This window comes from Cupriavidus basilensis (assembly GCF_000876015.1).
GTDB classification, from domain to species: Bacteria; Pseudomonadota; Gammaproteobacteria; order Burkholderiales; family Burkholderiaceae; genus Cupriavidus; species Cupriavidus basilensis_B.
On sequence record NZ_BBQM01000012.1, the window covers coordinates 296,942 to 312,518 of the forward strand.

Consider the following 15,577-nt stretch of genomic DNA (forward strand, 5'->3'; position numbering starts at 1 on the left):
CAACTCATGGACAAGGCACTGGACGGTGTGCGGATCCTGGACATGACGCATGTGCAGGCCGGCCCGTCGGCGACCCAGTTGATGGCATGGCTGGGCGCCGACGTGATCAAGGTGGAGTTGCCCGGGCGCGGCGACATCACGCGCAGCCAGCTGCGCGACGTGCCCAACGCGGACAGCCTGTACTTCACCATGCTCAACTCCAACAAGCGCAGCCTCACGCTCAACATGAAGACGCCGGAAGGCAAGGCGCTGCTGGAAGACCTGGTGCAGCGCTGCGACGTGCTGGTGGAGAACTTCGGCCCCGGCGTGCTGGACCGCGCCGGCTTCGACTGGGAGCGCCTGCAGACGCTCAACCCGCGCCTGATCTACGCCTCGATCAAGGGTTTCGGCCCGGGGCCGTACGCGGACTGCAAGGCCTACGAGAACGTGGCGCAGTGCATGGGCGGCGCGGCCAGCACCACCGGCACCGCCGAAGGCGCGCCGACCGTGACCGGCGCGCAGATCGGCGACTCCGGCACCGGCGTGCACTGCGTGGTCGGCATCCTGGCGGCGCTGCTGCACCGCGAGCACAGCGGACGCGGCCAGCGCGTGGAGGTGGCCATGCAGGACTCGGTGCTCAACCTGTGCCGGGTCAAGCTGCGCGACCAGCAGCGCCTGGCCGCGGGGCCGATGCGCGAGTACCCCAACAAGGCGTTCGGCGACTTCGTGCCGCGCGCGGGCAACGCCTCGGGCGGCGGCCAGCCGGGCGCGGCCTTGCGCTGCGCGCCGGGCGGCGCCAACGACTACGTCTACGTGATCGTGCAGCCGCAGGGCTGGGAGCCGCTGATGCGCCTGTGCGGGCGCGAGGACCTCATCACCCACGCGCAGTTCGCCACGCCGGAGGCGCGCCTCAAGTGCCTGGACGAGTGCTTCTCCATCATCGAGAAATGGACGCGCACGCGCACCAAGTTCGAAGTGATGGACGCCCTCAACGAGGTCGACGTGCCGTGCGGGCCGATCCTCTCGATGAAAGACCTGATCGAGGACAAGTCGCTCTACGAGCGCGGCTACCTGGTCGAGCTCGACCACCCCGAGCGCGGCCAGTACGTGCAGCTCGGTTGCCCCATCACGCTGTCGGCCTCGCCGGTGGAGGTGGAGCGCTCGCCGCTGCTGGGCGAGCATACCGAGGAAATCCTCGACTGGCTGGGCCGCACGCCCGCGCAGATCGAAGCCTTGCGCGCCGCCGGCGCCGTCTGAGCGCCCGGGTTTCCGGCGCTTCAGACACTTCCCCTGGCAAGTCCGCAAACCGCCCGCCCTCGCGCCCGCCGCGAGGGCGCGGGACGGTGCGTCCCGCTGCAACCCAAGCAACAGAACAGATGGAGACCTGACATGGCACACGACAAAGACGCGGTGCGCAAGATCCTCGCCGCGGTGAGGGCAGCGGGCCGCGATGCCCTCACCGCCCCCGAGGGCAAGCTGGTATGCGATGCCTACGGCATCAGCGTGCCGGGCGAAGGCGTGGCCCGCACGCCGACCGGCGCGGTGGAGCTGGCCGCGAAGATGGGCTACCCGGTGGTGCTGAAGATCGTCTCGCCGGACATCCTGCACAAGACCGAGGCCGGCGGCGTGCTGGTCGGCCTCAAGGACGCCGCCGAAGTGGAGCGCGGCTACCTGACCATCATCGAGAACGCGCGCCGCTACGACGCGCAGGCCGACATCGTCGGTGTGCAGGTGCAGCAGATGATCGCCGGCGGGCAGGAGGTCATCATCGGCGCCGTCACCGACCCGTCGTTCGGCAAGCTGGTGGCGTTCGGCCTGGGCGGCGTGCTGGTCGAGGTGCTCAAGGACATCACCTTCCGCATGGCGCCGGCCAGCGATGAGGACGCGCTGTCGATGCTCGACGGCATCGCCGCGGCCGAGGTGCTCAAGGGCGTGCGCGGCGCCGAGCCGGCCAACCGCGAGGCACTGGCCGGCATGATCCGGCGCGTGTCGGAGCTGGTCAGCGATTTCCCCGAGATCGCCGAGCTCGACCTCAACCCGGTGTTCGCCAGCAAGGACGGCGCGATCGCCGCCGACGTGCGCATCGTGGTCGATTTCTCGCCGCAGCCCGAGCGCTACCGGCCCACGCAGGACGAGATCGTGCGGCAGATGAACCGCATCATGCGGCCCGACGCGGTGGCCGTGATCGGCGCCTCGGCCGAGGACGGCAAGATCGGCAACTCGGTGATGAAGAACCTCATCAACGGCGGCTACCAGGGCAAGATCTACCCGATCCATCCCAAGGGCGGCGAGATCATGGGCATGACGGCCTACAAGAGCGTGCTGGACGTGCCGGGCACGGTGGACGTGGCGGTGTTCGCCATTCCCGCCAAGCTGGTGGCGGGCGCGCTTGAGGAAGTGGGGCGCAAGCAGATCCCCGGCGCGGTGCTGATCCCGTCCGGCTTCGCCGAGACCGGCAACGTGGCGGGCCAGGAAGAGATCGTGGCGATCGCGCGCAAGCACGACATCCGCCTGATGGGGCCGAACATCTACGGTTTCTACTACACGCCCAAGAACCTGTGCGCGACCTTCTGCACGCCGTACGACGTCAAGGGTAAGGCGGCGCTGTCGTCGCAGTCGGGCGGCATCGGCATGGCCATCATCGGCTTCTCGCGCTCGGCCAGGATGGGCGTGTCCGCCATCGTCGGCCTGGGCAACAAGTCCGACATCGACGAGGACGACCTGCTGACCTTCTTCGAGCAGGACGACAACACCGAGATCATTGCCCAGCACTGCGAGGACCTCAAGGACGGCCGCGCGTTCGCCGAGGCCGCGCGCCGCGTCTCGAAGAAAAAGCCGGTGGTGGTGCTCAAGGCCGGGCGCACCAGCCTGGGCGCGCGCGCGGCCAGCTCGCACACCGGCGCGCTGGCCGGCAACGACAAGATCTACGAGGACGTGTTCAGGCAGTGCGGCGTGATCCGCGCGCGCTCGCTGCGCGACCTGCTGGAGTTCGCGCGCGGCATTCCCAAGCTGCCCACGCCCAAGGGCGAGAACGTGGTCATCATCACCGGCGCGGGCGGCTCGGGCGTGCTGCTGTCGGATGCGTGCGTGGACAACAACCTGTCGCTGATGGCCATGCCGGACGACCTCGACGCGGCCTTCCGCAAGTTCATCCCGCCGTTCGGCGCGGCCGGCAACCCGGTCGACATCACCGGCGGCGAGCCGCCCTCCACCTACCAGAACACGCTGCGCCTGGGCATGGAGGACCCGCGCATCCACGCCATCATCCTCGGCTACTGGCACACCATCATCACGCCGCCGATGGTGTTCGCCCGGCTGGTGGTGGAGGTCAAGCAGGAGATGGCCGCGCGCGGCATCGAGAAGCCCATCGTGGCCTCGCTGGCCGGCGACGTGCAGGTGGAGGAGGCCGCCGAGTACCTGTACGAGCACGGCGTGCCGGCCTATGCCTACTCGACCGAGATCCCGGTCGCGGTGCTGGGCGCCAAGTACAAGTGGGCGCGCGGCGCGGGCAAGATCTGACCTGGGGCGGTGGCGCCGCGCCGCGCGGCGCCGCCGCGACGACAATGCGGCACGAAGGCGGGCGGCGGGCAGCCGCGCCCGCCGCAGGGAGTTGGCTGTGCAGACATGGATCCGCTTCCAGACCGGCGACGGCGAGACCGGCTTCGGCCGCATCGAGGGCGAGCGCGTGGTGGCATACGATGGCGCGGGCTACGCGGGCGGGCAGCCGACCGGCGCCACGCTGCCGGGCGAGGGCCTGCGCCTGCTGAGCCCGTGCGAGCCGGGCAAGGTGGTGGCGCTGTGGAACAACTTCCACGCGCTGGCGCGCAAGCTGGAAAAGCCGGTGCCGCGCCACCCGCTGTTCCTGATCAAGCCGGCCAGCTCGCTGGCCGGGCCCGGCGACGCCATCGTGCGCCCGCGCGGCTACGCCGGCAAGATCGTCTACGAGGGCGAGCTCGGCATCGTGATCGGCCGGCGCTGCCGCGACGTGGCGCCCGAGGACGCCGCCGCGCACATCTTCGGCTACACCGTGGTCAACGACGTGACCGCCTCGGAGGTGATCGCCGAGGACCCGAATTTCCCGCAGTGGTGCCGCGCCAAGGGCTTCGATACCTTCGGCTGCATCGGCCCGGCCATCGTCACCGGGTTCGACTGGCGCGCGGCGCGCGTGGTCACGCGGCTCGACGGCACCGAGCGGCAGAACTACCCGCTCGCCGACCTGATCTTCACGCCCGAGCAGCAGGTCAGCCTGATCTCGCAGGACCTCACGCTGATGCCCGGCGACGTGATCGCGTGCGGCACCTCGCTCGGCGTCGGCTCGATGAAGGACGGCGCCGTGGTCGAGGTCGGCATCGACGGCATCGGCGCGCTGGTCAACCACATGCGCGGCTAGCCGCGCCTGGTCAGCACCGCGCGGCCGCGGTGGCCGTGGCGGACTGCGCGCGCCGGCGCAGCCGCGCCAGCGAGCCGCCCTTCATGACCTTGCCGGGCAGGGCGTGGCCGACCAGCCGCTCGGCCAGCTGCGCGGCCTCCACCAGCTTGTCGAGGTCCAGCCCGGTCTCGATGCCCATCTCCTCGCACAGCGCCACCAGGTCCTCGGTGCAGACGTTGCCCACCGCCGGCGGCACGCCGCCGCTGGCGCTGCCGAAACCGGCGAACGGGCAGCCGCCCAGGCCGCCGATGGCCGCGTCGAACTGGCGCACGCCCATCTCCAGCGCCGCCACCGCGTTGGCCAGCGCCGCGCCGCGCGTGTCGTGCAGGTGGAGCTTGATCTCCACCTCGGGCCAGCGCTCGCGCACCGCGCCGACCAGGCGCCGCACGTGCAGCGGATTGGCCCAGCCCATCGTGTCGGCCAGCCGCAGCGCCGCGAGGCGGCTGCCGTTCTCGATCAGCAGCCGGTCGGTCCGCGCGATCAGCCCGATCACGTGCTCCACCGGCACGTCGCCCTCGAAGTTGCAGCCGAACGCCGCCATCACGCCGAGGCTGTCCGGCACCATGCCGGCCGCGCGGTAGGCCTCGATCCAGCGCGGCATGTCGGCGAAGGCGTCCTCGATGCCGCGGTTGGTGTTGCGGCGGATGAAGGTCTCGCTGGCGGTGATCGTCAGGCGGCCTTCCATCGCGATGCGCCGGCTGGCGCGGGCCAGCTCCAGGCCGCGCGTGTTCAGCCACAGCGCGCGCCACGTCATGCCGGCAATCTCGGGCAGCGCGGCGATCACCTCGGGCGAGTTCGCCATCTGCGGCACCGCGTCCGGCTTGACGAACGAGCCGACCTCGATCTCGCGCAGGCCGGCGGCGGCAAGCGCCCCGATGAGCTCGATCTTCTCGGCGACGGTGAGCACCTTCGGCTCGATCTGCAGGCCGTCGCGCGGGCCGACTTCGATGATGTGGACGGAACGGGGGTAGGTCGGGGCGGTCGTCATGCGGGGCTTCGGTGAACATGTGGGAAGGGCGGCGCGGCGAGGGCAATGCGGACGGAGGCAATGCACACAGCGAGCGCGCGATGCCTGCATGCTAGGCATCCGCGCGCGCGCTGGCAATGCGCGCCGCGCCGCGCGGCGCCGATATCCGCCCGCTGATATGTGCGCTGCCCGCCGCCGCGCGGGCGTAAATATCAGCTACGTGATATCGCACCGTGCAGGGCGCCGGATGCTTGCGACGCCCCTTCGCGCTGGCTATTCTGGCCTCCGTACCTGTTCTGCCATGCCCGATGCGCGGCATGGCCCCCCGGAAACGAAACACGATGCCAACTAACCAACCCTTATCCGGCTACACGATCGTCGAGATCGGCCACAGCGTAGCCGCGCCTTATACGGGGCTTATCCTCGCCAACCTCGGCGCCACCGTCATCAAGGTGGAGAACCCCGGCTCCGGCGACCATGCGCGCGGCTGGGGGCCGCCGTTCTTCGACGAGGCCGGCCCGCACTTCGTCGCCATGAACCGCAACAAGCGCAGCGCCGCCATCGACCTGGCCGACGAGACGCAGCGCCAGGCGCTGCGGCGCCTGATCCTGGAAGAGGCGGACGGCGTGATCTGCAACCTGCGCGCCGGCGTGGCCGACCAGTTCGGCGTGGGCCCGGCGTCGCTGCTGGAAGAGAATCCCGCGCTGGTCTATTGCGAGATCGGCGCGTTCGGCAGCGGCGGCCCGATGTCGCACAAGCCCGGCTACGATCCGCTGATGCAGGCCTACGGCGGCATGATGAGCATCACCGGCGAGAGCGCCGAGCGCCCGCCGATCCGCGTCGGCGTGTCGATCATCGACATGGGCGCGGGCCTGTGGGGCGCGGTCGGCATGCTGTCCGCGCTGCTCGAGCGCGAGCGCACCGGCCTCGGCGGCCTGGTCGAGACCTCGCTGTTCGAAACCGCGCTGGCCTGGACCACGGTGCCGGTCACGCGCGCGCTGATGAAAGGCGGCCCGCAGCTGCCGCAGGGTTCGGGCGCCGCCGGCATCGTGCCTTACCAGGCGTTCCGCACCCAGGACGGCTGGCTGGTGATCGGCGCCGGCAACGACAAGCTGTTCGCCAAGCTGGTCGGCGCGCTGGACCTGCCCGCGCTGGCCGAGGACGAACGCTTCCGCACCAACCGCGGCCGCGTGCAGAACAAGGATGCGCTGATCCCCGCGCTCGAGGCGCGCGCGATCACGCACACCAACGCCAGCCTCGGCGCGCTGCTGGACGCCCACGGCGTGCCGAACGCGCCGGTGCAGACCATCGAGCAGATCGTCGACGACCCGCAGACGCAGGCGCTCGGCATGATCCAGGAAGGCCCGGCGGGCTCCATGCCCACGGTCGGCCTGCCGCTGCGCTTCGACGGCAAGCGCAGCGCCTACCGCAGCGCCGCGCCGCGGCTCGGCGCCCATACCGGCGAGGTGCTGGACGCGCCCGCCGGCGACCAAGACAAAGACAAGGACCGCGAGGATCGCGCATGACCGGAACCCACGAATCCTACGAAACCATCGAGACCACGCTGACCGAGAACGGCACGCTGGTGGTCACGCTGAACCGCCCGCAGGCGAGCAACGCCACCAACACCCAGATGGGGCGCGAGATGCGCGACATGTGGGCGCGCGTGGCCGCGCCCGGCAGCGGCGTGCATTGCGTCATCCTGACCGGCGCCGGCCGCACCTTCAGCGCCGGCGGCGACCTCAAGGAACGCAACGGCATGAGCAACGAGCAGTGGCAGCAGCAGCACGCCATCTTCGAAGCCAGCCGGCGCGGCCTGATCGAATGCCCGGTGCCGGTCATCGCGGCGGTCAACGGCCCGGCCTACGCGGGCGGCTGCGAGACCGTGCTGGCCTGCGACTTCGCCTACGCCGTGCGCTCGGCGCGCTTCGCGCTGACCGAGGTCACGCTCGGCATCATGCCCGGTTCGGGCGGCACGCAGTACCTGCCGCGCGTGGTCGGCCAGCCCAGGGCGATGGAGATCATCCTGACCGGGCTGCCGTTCTCGGCCGAGCAGGCGCGCGAGTGGGGCATGGTCAACGCATTGTTCGACGATGCGCAGTCCATGCTGGACGCCGCGCTGGCGACGGCCGCGCGCATCGCGCAGAACGCGCCGCTGTCGATCCGCCAGGCCAAGAAATCGATCCGCACCGGCCTGCAGCTCGACATCCGCAGCGCGTTGCAGTTCGAGGTCGAAGCCTACAATCGGCTGGTCGGCACCGAGGACCGGCGCGAAGGCGTGCGGGCGTTCCAGGAGAAGCGCAAGCCCGTGTTCACGGGGCGCTGAGCCGCGCGGGCCCGCGCGCGAGCCGGGCCGCGGCAAGACAGACACAGAGTTGGCCAGAGAGACAGAGAGAGACAACACGATGCAAGACGTACAGCCGAATCACGATGCCGTCACGCTGGAGCTTGGCGAGGACTACAAGGAAATCCGCGAAGCCGTGCGCCGCGTGTGCGCCGATTTCCCCGACACCTACTGGCGCGAGATCGACGACGCCGAGGCGTACCCGACCGCGTTCATCGACGCGCTCACGGAAGCCGGCTTCCTGGCCGCGCTGATCCCCGAGGAATACGGCGGCACCGGCATGCCGCTGCGCGCGGCCGCGGTCATCATGGAAGAGATCTGCGCCGCCGGCTGCCACGCCGCGGCCGGCCACGCGCAGATGTACATCATGGGCACCATCCTGCGCCACGGCAGCGCCGAGCAGAAGCGCAAGTACCTGCCGCAGATCGCCGCCGGCAAGCTGCGCCTGCAGGCCTTCGGCGTGACCGAGCCGACCACCGGCTCCGACACCACGCAGCTCAAGACGCGCGCCACGCGCACGGCCAACGGCTACGTGCTCAACGGCCAGAAGGTGTGGACCTCGCGCGCTCTGCACTCGGACCTGATGCTGGTGCTGGCGCGCACCACGCCGGCCAGCGAGGTCAAGAACAAGGTGGACGGCATCTCCACGTTCCTGATCGACATCCGCACCTCGCTCGGCAAGGGCCTCGACATCCGCCCGATCCCGACGATGGTCAACCACCACGCCACCGAGGTGTTCTTCCAGGACCTGGAGATCCCGGCCGACAGCCTGGTCGGCGAGGAAGGCAAGGGCTTCCGCTACATCCTCGACGGCATGAACGCGGAGCGCATGATCACCGCCGCCGAGGCGCTCGGCTCCACGCGCTGGTTCGTGCGCACCGCCACCGCCTACGCCAGCGAGCGCAAGGTGTTCAACCGCCCGATCGGCGCCAACCAGGGGATCCAGTTCCCGATCGCGCAGGCGCACATCCAGTCCGAGGCGGCCGACCTGATGATCCGCCGCGCCACCGCGCTGTTCGAGGCCGGGCTGCCGTGCGGCTCGGAGGCCAACATGGCGCGCTACCTCGCCGCGGAAGCGCTGTGGAACGCCGCCGAGGCGTGCATGCAGACCCACGGCGGCTTCGGCTTCGCGCGCGAGTACAACATCGAGCGCAAGTGGCGCGAGGCGCGCCTGGCGCGGATCGCGCCGGTCTCGACCAACCTGATCCTGGCCAACGTCGCCCAGCACGTGCTCGGGCTGCCGCGGTCGTATTGACACGGCGACGCCGCGCCGGCCGGCGGCCGGCGCGGGAGCCGCAAGAGCAAAACCAAGCCAGGAACGGGGACACAGACATGGCAGCGCCTGGGAACCAGGACAAGAAAAAACCGGACGGCACCGGATCGTTCAGCCGCTCGCTCGAGGTGCTGGAGCTGTTCTCGATCGAGCAGCGCCCGCTGACCGTGGGCACCGTGGCGGCGCGGCTCGGCTATCCGCAGTCGAGCACCTCGGTGCTGCTCAACCAGCTCGCGCAGCGCGGCTACCTGACGCACCAGCGGGCCGACCGGACCTATTTCCCGACCGCGCGCGTGATGTTCCTCGGCATGTGGATGCAGCACCATTTCCGGCATGGCGAGAACCTCGGGCGCATGGTCGAGGCGGTGGCCGCGGCCACCGGGCGCATCGTGCGGCTGGGCATGCAGAACGGCCTGCAGGTGCAGTACGTGCGCACCGAGGCCGGGCGCCCGGTCAACCTGGACCTGCTGCCGGGCCAGCTGCGGCCGCTGTGCCGCTCGGCGGTGGGCAAGACGCTGCTGATTCCCAAGACGCGCGACGAGGTGCAGCGGCTGGTGCGCCATATCAACGCGGTGGAGACCGATTATGAGGAACCTGTCGATTTCGAGGCGCTGTGGGCCGAGCTGGAAACCAGCCGGCGCACCGGTTTCGCCGAGAGCGTGGACGGCGTGCTGCGCGGCAATTCCGCGGTGGCGATGCTGATTCCGTCGCAGGGCTGGGACGTGCCCCTGGCCATCAGCGTGGTGCTGCCCACCAGCAAGCTGGAGGCGCTGCGCGGGCCGACGCTGGCGGCGATGCACGACGCGATCCGCCGCTTCCTGTTCGGCAACTGAGCGATAGCGGGGCGGCACCCGAGCGATATCCGGGCCATACCCGAGCGATACCCGAGCGATACCCGATTTTCCCCGGCCTCCGGCCGGTTTTCCCGATCCCGCCGTGCGGACAGCGATGCCCGCGCCGGCCACCCCTTTGTCTTGCCGCTTGCAAGGGCCGTGTCGTCGGAAGCTGAAGAAGCGGCATTAATGGAAGGAGACATCTCATGAAACGCATGCACCTGAACCGGGCCCTTGGCCTCCTGCGGGCCGGCCTCGCCATCGGCGTGGCGCTGCTCGCGCTGCCGGGCGCGGCCAGCGCGCAGGGCGGAGGCTATCCGCGCCAGCCGATCCGGCTGGTGGTGCCCTATCCGCCGGGCGGCGGCGCGGACTCGCTGGCGCGCCTGGTCGCCGCCAAGGTGGGCGAGAACCTGGGCCAGACCATCATCATCGACAACCGCCCCGGCGCCAACACCTCGCTGGCCACCGAGATCGTGGCGCGCCAGCCGGCCGACGGCTACACGCTGCTCTACGTGGCCAGCTCGTTCGCCATCAACCCCAGCCTCTACAAGCTGAACTACTCGACCGAGAAGAACTTCACGCCGGTGGCGTTCGTGGCGCGCGTGCCGCTGATCGTGCTGGCCAACAACGCCTATCCGGTGCGCAACGTGCGCGACATGATCGCCGCGGCCAAGGCCAAGCCCGGCGCCGTGACGTTCGCCTCCTACGGCGCCGGCAGCCCCGCGCACCTGGCCGGCGAGCTGTTCGAGCAGATGACCAACACCGCGATGCTGCACGTGCCCTACAAGGGCAGCTCGCCGGCGCTGACCGACCTCATGGCCGGGCAGGTCAACCTGGCCTTCAGCAGCATCGAGCCCGCGCTGCAGCTGCTGCGCGCCGAGAAGGTGCGCCCGATCGCGGTGACGACCGCCAAGCGCATCCAGGCGCTGCCCGACGTGCCGACCATCGCCGAGTCCGGCGTGACCGGCTTCGAGGCGATCGGCTGGAACGGCATCGTGGCGCCGGCCGGCACGCCGCGCGACATCGTCAAACAGCTCAACGCGGCGGTCAACACCGCGCTGCAGTCGCCGGACCTGAAGGAGAAGTTCGGCACGCAGGGCGTGGAGATCGACCCCAAGACGCCCGAGGCGTTCGGCGCCATGATCCGCAGCGAGAGCGCGAAGTGGGCGGCCGTGGTGAAGAAGGCCGACGTCAAGCTCGACTGAGGCGGGGAGCCATCATGGCATTGACGCTCGAACTCGGCGAATTCGTCGCCGGCGTGGCCGCGCGCGGCGCGCCGGCCACCGCGCACGCGGTGGCCAAGACCGGCTTCATCGACAGCATCGCCACCATGATCGCGGGCCGCGGCGAGGACGCGGTGCGCACCGCGTTCGGCGCGCTCGCGCCGCTGCCGGACGGGCCCGCGCGGCTGTGGTTCGGCGCCACGCGCACCGGCGCCGCCGAGGCCGCGCTGCTCAACGGCATGGCCGCCCACGCGCTGGACTTCGACGACGTATCGCTGCGCGGCCACCCGAGCGCGGTGCTGGTGCCGGCCATCGTGGCGCTGGCGCAGCAGCGCGACGCCTCGGGCCGGGCCATGCTGGACGCCTACGTGGCCGGTTTCGAAGCCTGGGGCGAACTGGTCGACCGCGAATCCGGCATCCACCACATGAAGGGCTGGCACCCGACCGGCGTGTTCGGCGCGGTCGGCGCGGCCGCCGCGTGCGCGTGCCTGATGGGGCTGGACGCGCGCCAGGCCAGCCACGCGCTGGGGCTGGCCGCGTCGCAGAGCGCGGGGCTGATGTCCAACTTCGGCTCGATGGCCAAGCCGTTCCATGCCGGGCGCGCGGCGCAGGCCGGCGTGCTGTCGGCGCGGCTGGCCGCGGCCGGCTTCACCGCCTCGCCCGACGCGCTGGAGCATCCGCAGGGTTTCCTGGCGGCGATTTCCCCGGCCGGCGACGTCGACCGAGAAAGCCCGGCCGACACGCTCGGACGGCAATGGCGCATCGAGGCGCGCGGCCTCAACCTCAAGAAATACCCGACCTGCTACTACACCCACCGCGCCATCGACGCGCTGCTGGCCCTGCTCGCGCGCGCGCCGCTAGACCCAGCCGAGGTGGCGAGCGTCGACGTGACCATGAGCCGCGAGCACGCCACCGTGCTGCGCAACCACCGTCCCGCCGACGCGCTGGCGGCGAAGTTCAGCATCGAGTTCGCCGTGGCCTCGGCGCTGGTGGCGGGCAAGGTCGGCATGGCGCAGCTCGACGACGATTTCGTGCGCAGCGCGCCCGTGCAGGCGCTGTTCGGGCGCGTGCACGTGTCGTTCGCCAGCGCCTACGACCCCGACACGCCCGGCGCCGCCTTCGCCGACCAGGTGGTGGTGCGCATGCGCGACGGCGCCGTGCACGCCAGCGAGCCGGTCCACCACGCGCTCGGCCACGCGCGGCGCCCGCTGCCGCCGGCCATGCTGCGCGAGAAATTCCTCGACTGCCTGCAGGCGGGCGGAGCCGGGGAGGGCGGGGAGGCCTTGTTCGACCAGTTGCTGTCGCTAGAGCGGCAATCCGCCAACGGCCTGCAGGTCCTGAGCGGACTTGCCGGCCCCGGCACCCACCACCACACATCAACGGAGCATCCATGCGGTTCCTGAGCTTCACCCGCGGCGCGGCCGCGGGCTTCGGCGCGCTCGCCGGCGACGGCGTCATCGACCTTTCCGCCCGCCTCGGCGGCCTCGACTTCGGCGAGGCGCTGCGCGTGCACGGCGCCGACGCGCTGCGCGACCTCGCCGCGCGCCACGCCGCCGACTTCCCGCTGGCCGGCGCCGACGGCATCGGCGCCTACCGCCCGGTGGTGGCCGATCCGCGCCAGATCTTCTGCGTCGGCCTCAACTACCACGAGCACCGCGTCGAGGCGGGCCGCGCCGAGACCGCGTTCCCGACCATCTTCCTGCGCCTGGCCGGCTCGCAGACCGGGCACGGCCAGCCGCTGGTGATCCCGCGCGAAAGCGAGCGCTTCGACTACGAAGGCGAGATCGCCATCGTGATCGGGCGCGGCGGGCGGCGCATCGCGCCCGGGCAGGCGTTCTCGCACATCCTCGGCTTCTCCTGCTACAACGATGGCTCGCTGCGCGACTGGCAGGCCCACACCACGCAGTGGGCGCCGGGCAAGAACTTCCCCGACACCGGCGCGTTCGGCCCGTGGCTGGCCGATACCGACGAGATCCGCGAAGGCGACGTGCTGACGCTGGAGACGCGCATCAACGGCGAGGTGCTGCAGCAGGCGGACACCAGCATGCTGATCTTCGCGATCCCGGAGATCATCGCCTATGTGTCGAGCTTCACCGCGCTGCTGCCCGGCGACGTGATCGTCACCGGCACGCCCGGCGGCGTCGGCTTCAAGCGCCAGCCGCCGCGCTTCATGCGCGCGGGCGACGTGGTCGAGGTCGAGGTCGGTGGCATCGGCACGCTGTCCAACCCGGTGCGCCAGGAAGCGTGAGCGGGCCGCGGGATTCGCTGGCCGCGGAGCTGGCCGCGCTGCGGCGCGAGGTGCGGGCGTCCGGCGCGCAGGCGTGGCGCGCCGCGCGTGCCGGGCATGGCGGCGGCGGTCATGGCGACCACGGCGACCACGGCGACCACGGCGACCACGGCGACCACGGCGCGGCGCTGTCGCGCGTGCTGGAAACCTGGATCGCCAACACCAACGCGCGCCAGAAGGTGGTGTGCTTTGCCTGCGCGGCCGAGTTCGGCGTGCTGCTCGACGCCGCCTGCGAGCAGGAATGCATGCGCGTGGCGCGCGGCTCGTCCGCGCTCAACGCGCTGTTCTGGGCGGCCATGCGCCGCGTCGGCCGGATCCGGCGGCGGCGCCCGCCGCGCTGAATTGCCGCCGGCGCGGCCGGCGGCGGAGCGCCTCTAGCGGTCCATCCAGCTGACGTGCGCGGCCACCACGCGCCAGCCCTGCGCCTGCCGCACCCAGGTCTGGGTCTGCCGCCCCACGCGCGCCTCGCCGTCGCGGCGGAAGGTCTGGCTGGCGGTGGCGAACGCGCTGCCGAAGGTGGTGATATGGCGGGACAGCACCTCGCGCGCCAGCCCGGCGGCCGGGCGCGCCGCGCGGAACGCCTCGATCTCGGCGTAGCCGACCAGGTTTTCCCCGGCGCCGTAGCGCAGGGTGCGCGGGTCGTGCCAGAACCACTGGCCGAGCGCGCCGAGGTCGTTGCCGACCAGCGCGCGCTCATAGGCTTCTACGGCCTCGGCGACCTCCGCCATCACGGCGGGGTCGTCGACGCGCATCGGCGCGCGCCGCGACGCGCGCGCCCGGGGGGCCGCGGGCGCCATGCGGCGCCCGTTCTTCTTCGATGGTCTCTTTTGCATGATTTCCGGGAAACCGGCTGTGGAAGGTGCTGGCATACAGCACGGTCCGTACCAGCCGTGCTGCCGGGGCGGCGGCGCGCGCGGTGCCGGCTCGCCGTTTGCGCGGGGACGTTCCCGCCCGGGCCGCCGGCGCGCGGCCTGCGTGGCGCCTTGCGCGTGTTTCCGCGCCGTCCGGCGCGCTTTGACGACTTTCGGCGGCTTTCGGCGCTTCCCGGACGCCCCGCCAACGCCCCTTTCATTCGGCTTTCACGCGCCCGGCGACCCGCCAGCAGGGCGGCACGGAGCCATTTCGCCATTTACGTGGCATACCACTCAATTCACCAAAACGACGCCATCCGCACAGGCGCAGTGCGCGCGCCGGCGCGCCCAATCCACCTTGGTGCCGGCGGCGCGCGGCGGCGGCGCGCCGCGCGGGGGCGCCGGCCAGCCGCCGCGCGAATCCGGCCAAGGGTTGGCGGGCGGCAGGGGGTGCGCGGGGGGATGCCCGGCACGGTATTTGCGGTACACCACGCATTCCCGCGATTACCACCCCCGCACCAACCTACTAAAGCGGAGCGACAAGCATGAAATCGAAGCAAGGCAAGGCAACTTTCCCAGCTTTCCTGATGGCAATGGCCACCGCGGCCGCCGTGTTCGGCCTGGGCGCCGGCAGCGCATGGGCGCAGGCCGCGCCGACCCTGGCGGCGGGCACGCTCAAGGTCGGCATGCAAGCGACTTATCCGCCATTCGAATACTACGAGGGCGACAAGATCGTCGGCGCCGACGCCGAACTGGCGCGCGCGCTGGCCAAGCAGCTCGGCGCCGAGGCCAGCTTCGCCGACACGCCGCTGTCGCAGCTCATCCTGGGCCTGAACGCCAGCCGCTACGACATCATCATGTCGGCCATGTACGTGACGCCCGAGCGCAGCGCGCAGGCCGCGGCGATTCCCTACGCCCAGACCGGCTCGGCCATCATGGTGGCCGCCGCGACCGGCCTCAAGCCGCGCACCATGCAGGACCTGTGCGGCATGCACCTGGGCATCGTGCAGGGCACGGCCTGGGTGGGGCAGCTGCACGCGGTCTCCGACAGCTACTGCAAGCCCAACGGCAAGGCCGAGATCCAGATCAGCGAGTTCGCTTCGACCTCGCATGTGTTCCAGGCGCTGCTGTCGAACAACGTGCAGGCCGGCATGCAGGTGGCGGCCACCGCCAAGGCGCTGGCCGACAAGTCCGCCGGCCGCGTGGTGGTGACCTCGACCGAACTGATCAATCCCCAGACCATCGGCATCTTCGTGCGCAAGGACAACAAGGCGCTCTTCGAGGCCGTGTCGCGGGCCCTGGCGTCTCTCAAGAAATCCGGCGAGTACCCGGCGCTGCTGCAGCGCTACGGGCTGGCGCTGCCGCCGGCGGACAAGGCGTCCTGACGGACC

14 protein-coding genes are annotated in these 15,577 nt (G+C 71.1%); 12 read left to right on the top strand and 2 right to left on the bottom strand.

Annotation, left to right across the window (positions count from 1 at the left end; genetic code table 11):
- The first annotated feature begins 6 nt into the window (after positions 1–6).
- The 3 genes from frc to KF708C_RS09110 all read left to right on the top strand — a co-directional run bounded on the left by frc (position 7) and on the right by KF708C_RS09110 (position 4,369).
- A complete protein-coding gene (frc, locus tag KF708C_RS09100) occupies positions 7–1,236 on the top strand; it encodes a formyl-CoA transferase (protein WP_020201113.1) in 1,230 nt (409 codons plus the stop codon).
- A 132-nt stretch (positions 1,237–1,368) separates the two neighbouring features.
- On the top strand, positions 1,369–3,498 hold the full coding sequence (locus KF708C_RS09105) for an acetate--CoA ligase family protein (RefSeq protein WP_059411541.1): 2,130 nt from the start codon (positions 1,369–1,371) through the stop codon (positions 3,496–3,498).
- A 97-nt stretch (positions 3,499–3,595) separates the two neighbouring features.
- Positions 3,596–4,369 (top strand): fumarylacetoacetate hydrolase family protein, encoded by a 774-nt coding sequence (locus tag KF708C_RS09110; RefSeq protein ID WP_059411542.1) that lies wholly within the window; start codon positions 3,596–3,598, stop codon positions 4,367–4,369.
- A 10-nt stretch (positions 4,370–4,379) separates the two neighbouring features.
- Here KF708C_RS09110 and KF708C_RS09115 read toward each other — a convergent pair whose 3' ends face one another.
- A complete protein-coding gene (locus tag KF708C_RS09115) occupies positions 4,380–5,396 on the bottom strand; it encodes a hydroxymethylglutaryl-CoA lyase (protein WP_059411543.1) in 1,017 nt (338 codons plus the stop codon).
- A 320-nt stretch (positions 5,397–5,716) separates the two neighbouring features.
- On the opposite strand from KF708C_RS09115, the gene KF708C_RS09120 reads away from it, so the two are divergent.
- The 8 genes from KF708C_RS09120 to KF708C_RS09155 all read left to right on the top strand — a co-directional run bounded on the left by KF708C_RS09120 (position 5,717) and on the right by KF708C_RS09155 (position 13,676).
- The gene (locus KF708C_RS09120) at positions 5,717–6,901 is read left to right on the top strand and encodes a CaiB/BaiF CoA transferase family protein (protein ID WP_020201117.1); all 1,185 of its coding nucleotides are present in this window, start codon (positions 5,717–5,719) and stop codon (positions 6,899–6,901) included.
- Positions 6,898–7,701: an enoyl-CoA hydratase/isomerase family protein gene (locus KF708C_RS09125; protein ID WP_020201118.1), complete on the top strand. Its 804-nt coding sequence runs from the start codon at positions 6,898–6,900 to the stop codon at positions 7,699–7,701. Before KF708C_RS09120 ends, KF708C_RS09125 begins: the two co-directional genes overlap by 4 nt.
- Before the next feature lie 79 nt (positions 7,702–7,780).
- On the top strand, positions 7,781–8,974 hold the full coding sequence (locus tag KF708C_RS09130; RefSeq protein ID WP_059411544.1) for an acyl-CoA dehydrogenase family protein: 1,194 nt from the start codon (positions 7,781–7,783) through the stop codon (positions 8,972–8,974).
- 77 nt (positions 8,975–9,051) lie between these two features.
- Positions 9,052–9,825 (top strand): IclR family transcriptional regulator, encoded by a 774-nt coding sequence (locus KF708C_RS09135; protein WP_020201120.1) that lies wholly within the window; start codon positions 9,052–9,054, stop codon positions 9,823–9,825.
- 206 nt (positions 9,826–10,031) lie between these two features.
- A complete protein-coding gene (locus tag KF708C_RS09140) occupies positions 10,032–11,030 on the top strand; it encodes a tripartite tricarboxylate transporter substrate binding protein (RefSeq protein WP_059411545.1) in 999 nt (332 codons plus the stop codon).
- 14 nt (positions 11,031–11,044) lie between these two features.
- Positions 11,045–12,451, top strand: coding sequence for an MmgE/PrpD family protein (locus KF708C_RS09145; RefSeq protein ID WP_155887939.1), 1,407 nt, complete (start codon positions 11,045–11,047; stop codon positions 12,449–12,451).
- Complete coding sequence (locus KF708C_RS09150; protein ID WP_059411546.1) at positions 12,439–13,296, top strand: fumarylacetoacetate hydrolase family protein; 858 nt, start codon at positions 12,439–12,441, stop codon at positions 13,294–13,296. Before KF708C_RS09145 ends, KF708C_RS09150 begins: the two co-directional genes overlap by 13 nt.
- Complete coding sequence (locus KF708C_RS09155) at positions 13,293–13,676, top strand: hypothetical protein (RefSeq protein ID WP_059411547.1); 384 nt, start codon at positions 13,293–13,295, stop codon at positions 13,674–13,676. Before KF708C_RS09150 ends, KF708C_RS09155 begins: the two co-directional genes overlap by 4 nt.
- Positions 13,677–13,709: 33 nt before the next feature.
- Here the strand turns inward: KF708C_RS09155 and hpxZ are convergent, their stop codons facing one another.
- Entirely contained in the window at positions 13,710–14,087 is a 378-nt protein-coding gene (hpxZ, locus tag KF708C_RS09160) for an oxalurate catabolism protein HpxZ (protein ID WP_029043207.1), read from the bottom strand.
- A 644-nt stretch (positions 14,088–14,731) separates the two neighbouring features.
- Between hpxZ and KF708C_RS09165 the strand changes: the two genes are divergently transcribed.
- Positions 14,732–15,571: a transporter substrate-binding domain-containing protein gene (locus tag KF708C_RS09165; protein WP_231401548.1), complete on the top strand. Its 840-nt coding sequence runs from the start codon at positions 14,732–14,734 to the stop codon at positions 15,569–15,571.
- Positions 15,572–15,577 lie beyond the last annotated feature (6 nt).

What these genes read in the sequence shown, in the direction of transcription:
- frc (WP_020201113.1), top strand. Translation starts at nt 7, where the DNA reads ATGGACAAGGCACTGGACGGTGTGCGGATCCTGGACATGACGCATGTG.
- KF708C_RS09105 (WP_059411541.1), top strand. Translation starts at nt 1,369, where the DNA reads ATGGCACACGACAAAGACGCGGTGCGCAAGATCCTCGCCGCGGTGAGG.
- KF708C_RS09115 (WP_059411543.1), bottom strand. Translation starts at nt 5,396, where the DNA reads ATGACGACCGCCCCGACCTACCCCCGTTCCGTCCACATCATCGAAGTC.
- KF708C_RS09120 (WP_020201117.1), top strand. Translation starts at nt 5,717, where the DNA reads ATGCCAACTAACCAACCCTTATCCGGCTACACGATCGTCGAGATCGGC.
- KF708C_RS09125 (WP_020201118.1), top strand. Translation starts at nt 6,898, where the DNA reads ATGACCGGAACCCACGAATCCTACGAAACCATCGAGACCACGCTGACC.
- KF708C_RS09130 (WP_059411544.1), top strand. Translation starts at nt 7,781, where the DNA reads ATGCAAGACGTACAGCCGAATCACGATGCCGTCACGCTGGAGCTTGGC.
- KF708C_RS09135 (WP_020201120.1), top strand. Translation starts at nt 9,052, where the DNA reads ATGGCAGCGCCTGGGAACCAGGACAAGAAAAAACCGGACGGCACCGGA.
- KF708C_RS09140 (WP_059411545.1), top strand. Translation starts at nt 10,032, where the DNA reads ATGAAACGCATGCACCTGAACCGGGCCCTTGGCCTCCTGCGGGCCGGC.
- KF708C_RS09145 (WP_155887939.1), top strand. Translation starts at nt 11,045, where the DNA reads ATGGCATTGACGCTCGAACTCGGCGAATTCGTCGCCGGCGTGGCCGCG.
- KF708C_RS09150 (WP_059411546.1), top strand. Translation starts at nt 12,439, where the DNA reads ATGCGGTTCCTGAGCTTCACCCGCGGCGCGGCCGCGGGCTTCGGCGCG.
- hpxZ (WP_029043207.1), bottom strand. Translation starts at nt 14,087, where the DNA reads ATGCGCGTCGACGACCCCGCCGTGATGGCGGAGGTCGCCGAGGCCGTA.
- KF708C_RS09165 (WP_231401548.1), top strand. Translation starts at nt 14,732, where the DNA reads ATGAAATCGAAGCAAGGCAAGGCAACTTTCCCAGCTTTCCTGATGGCA.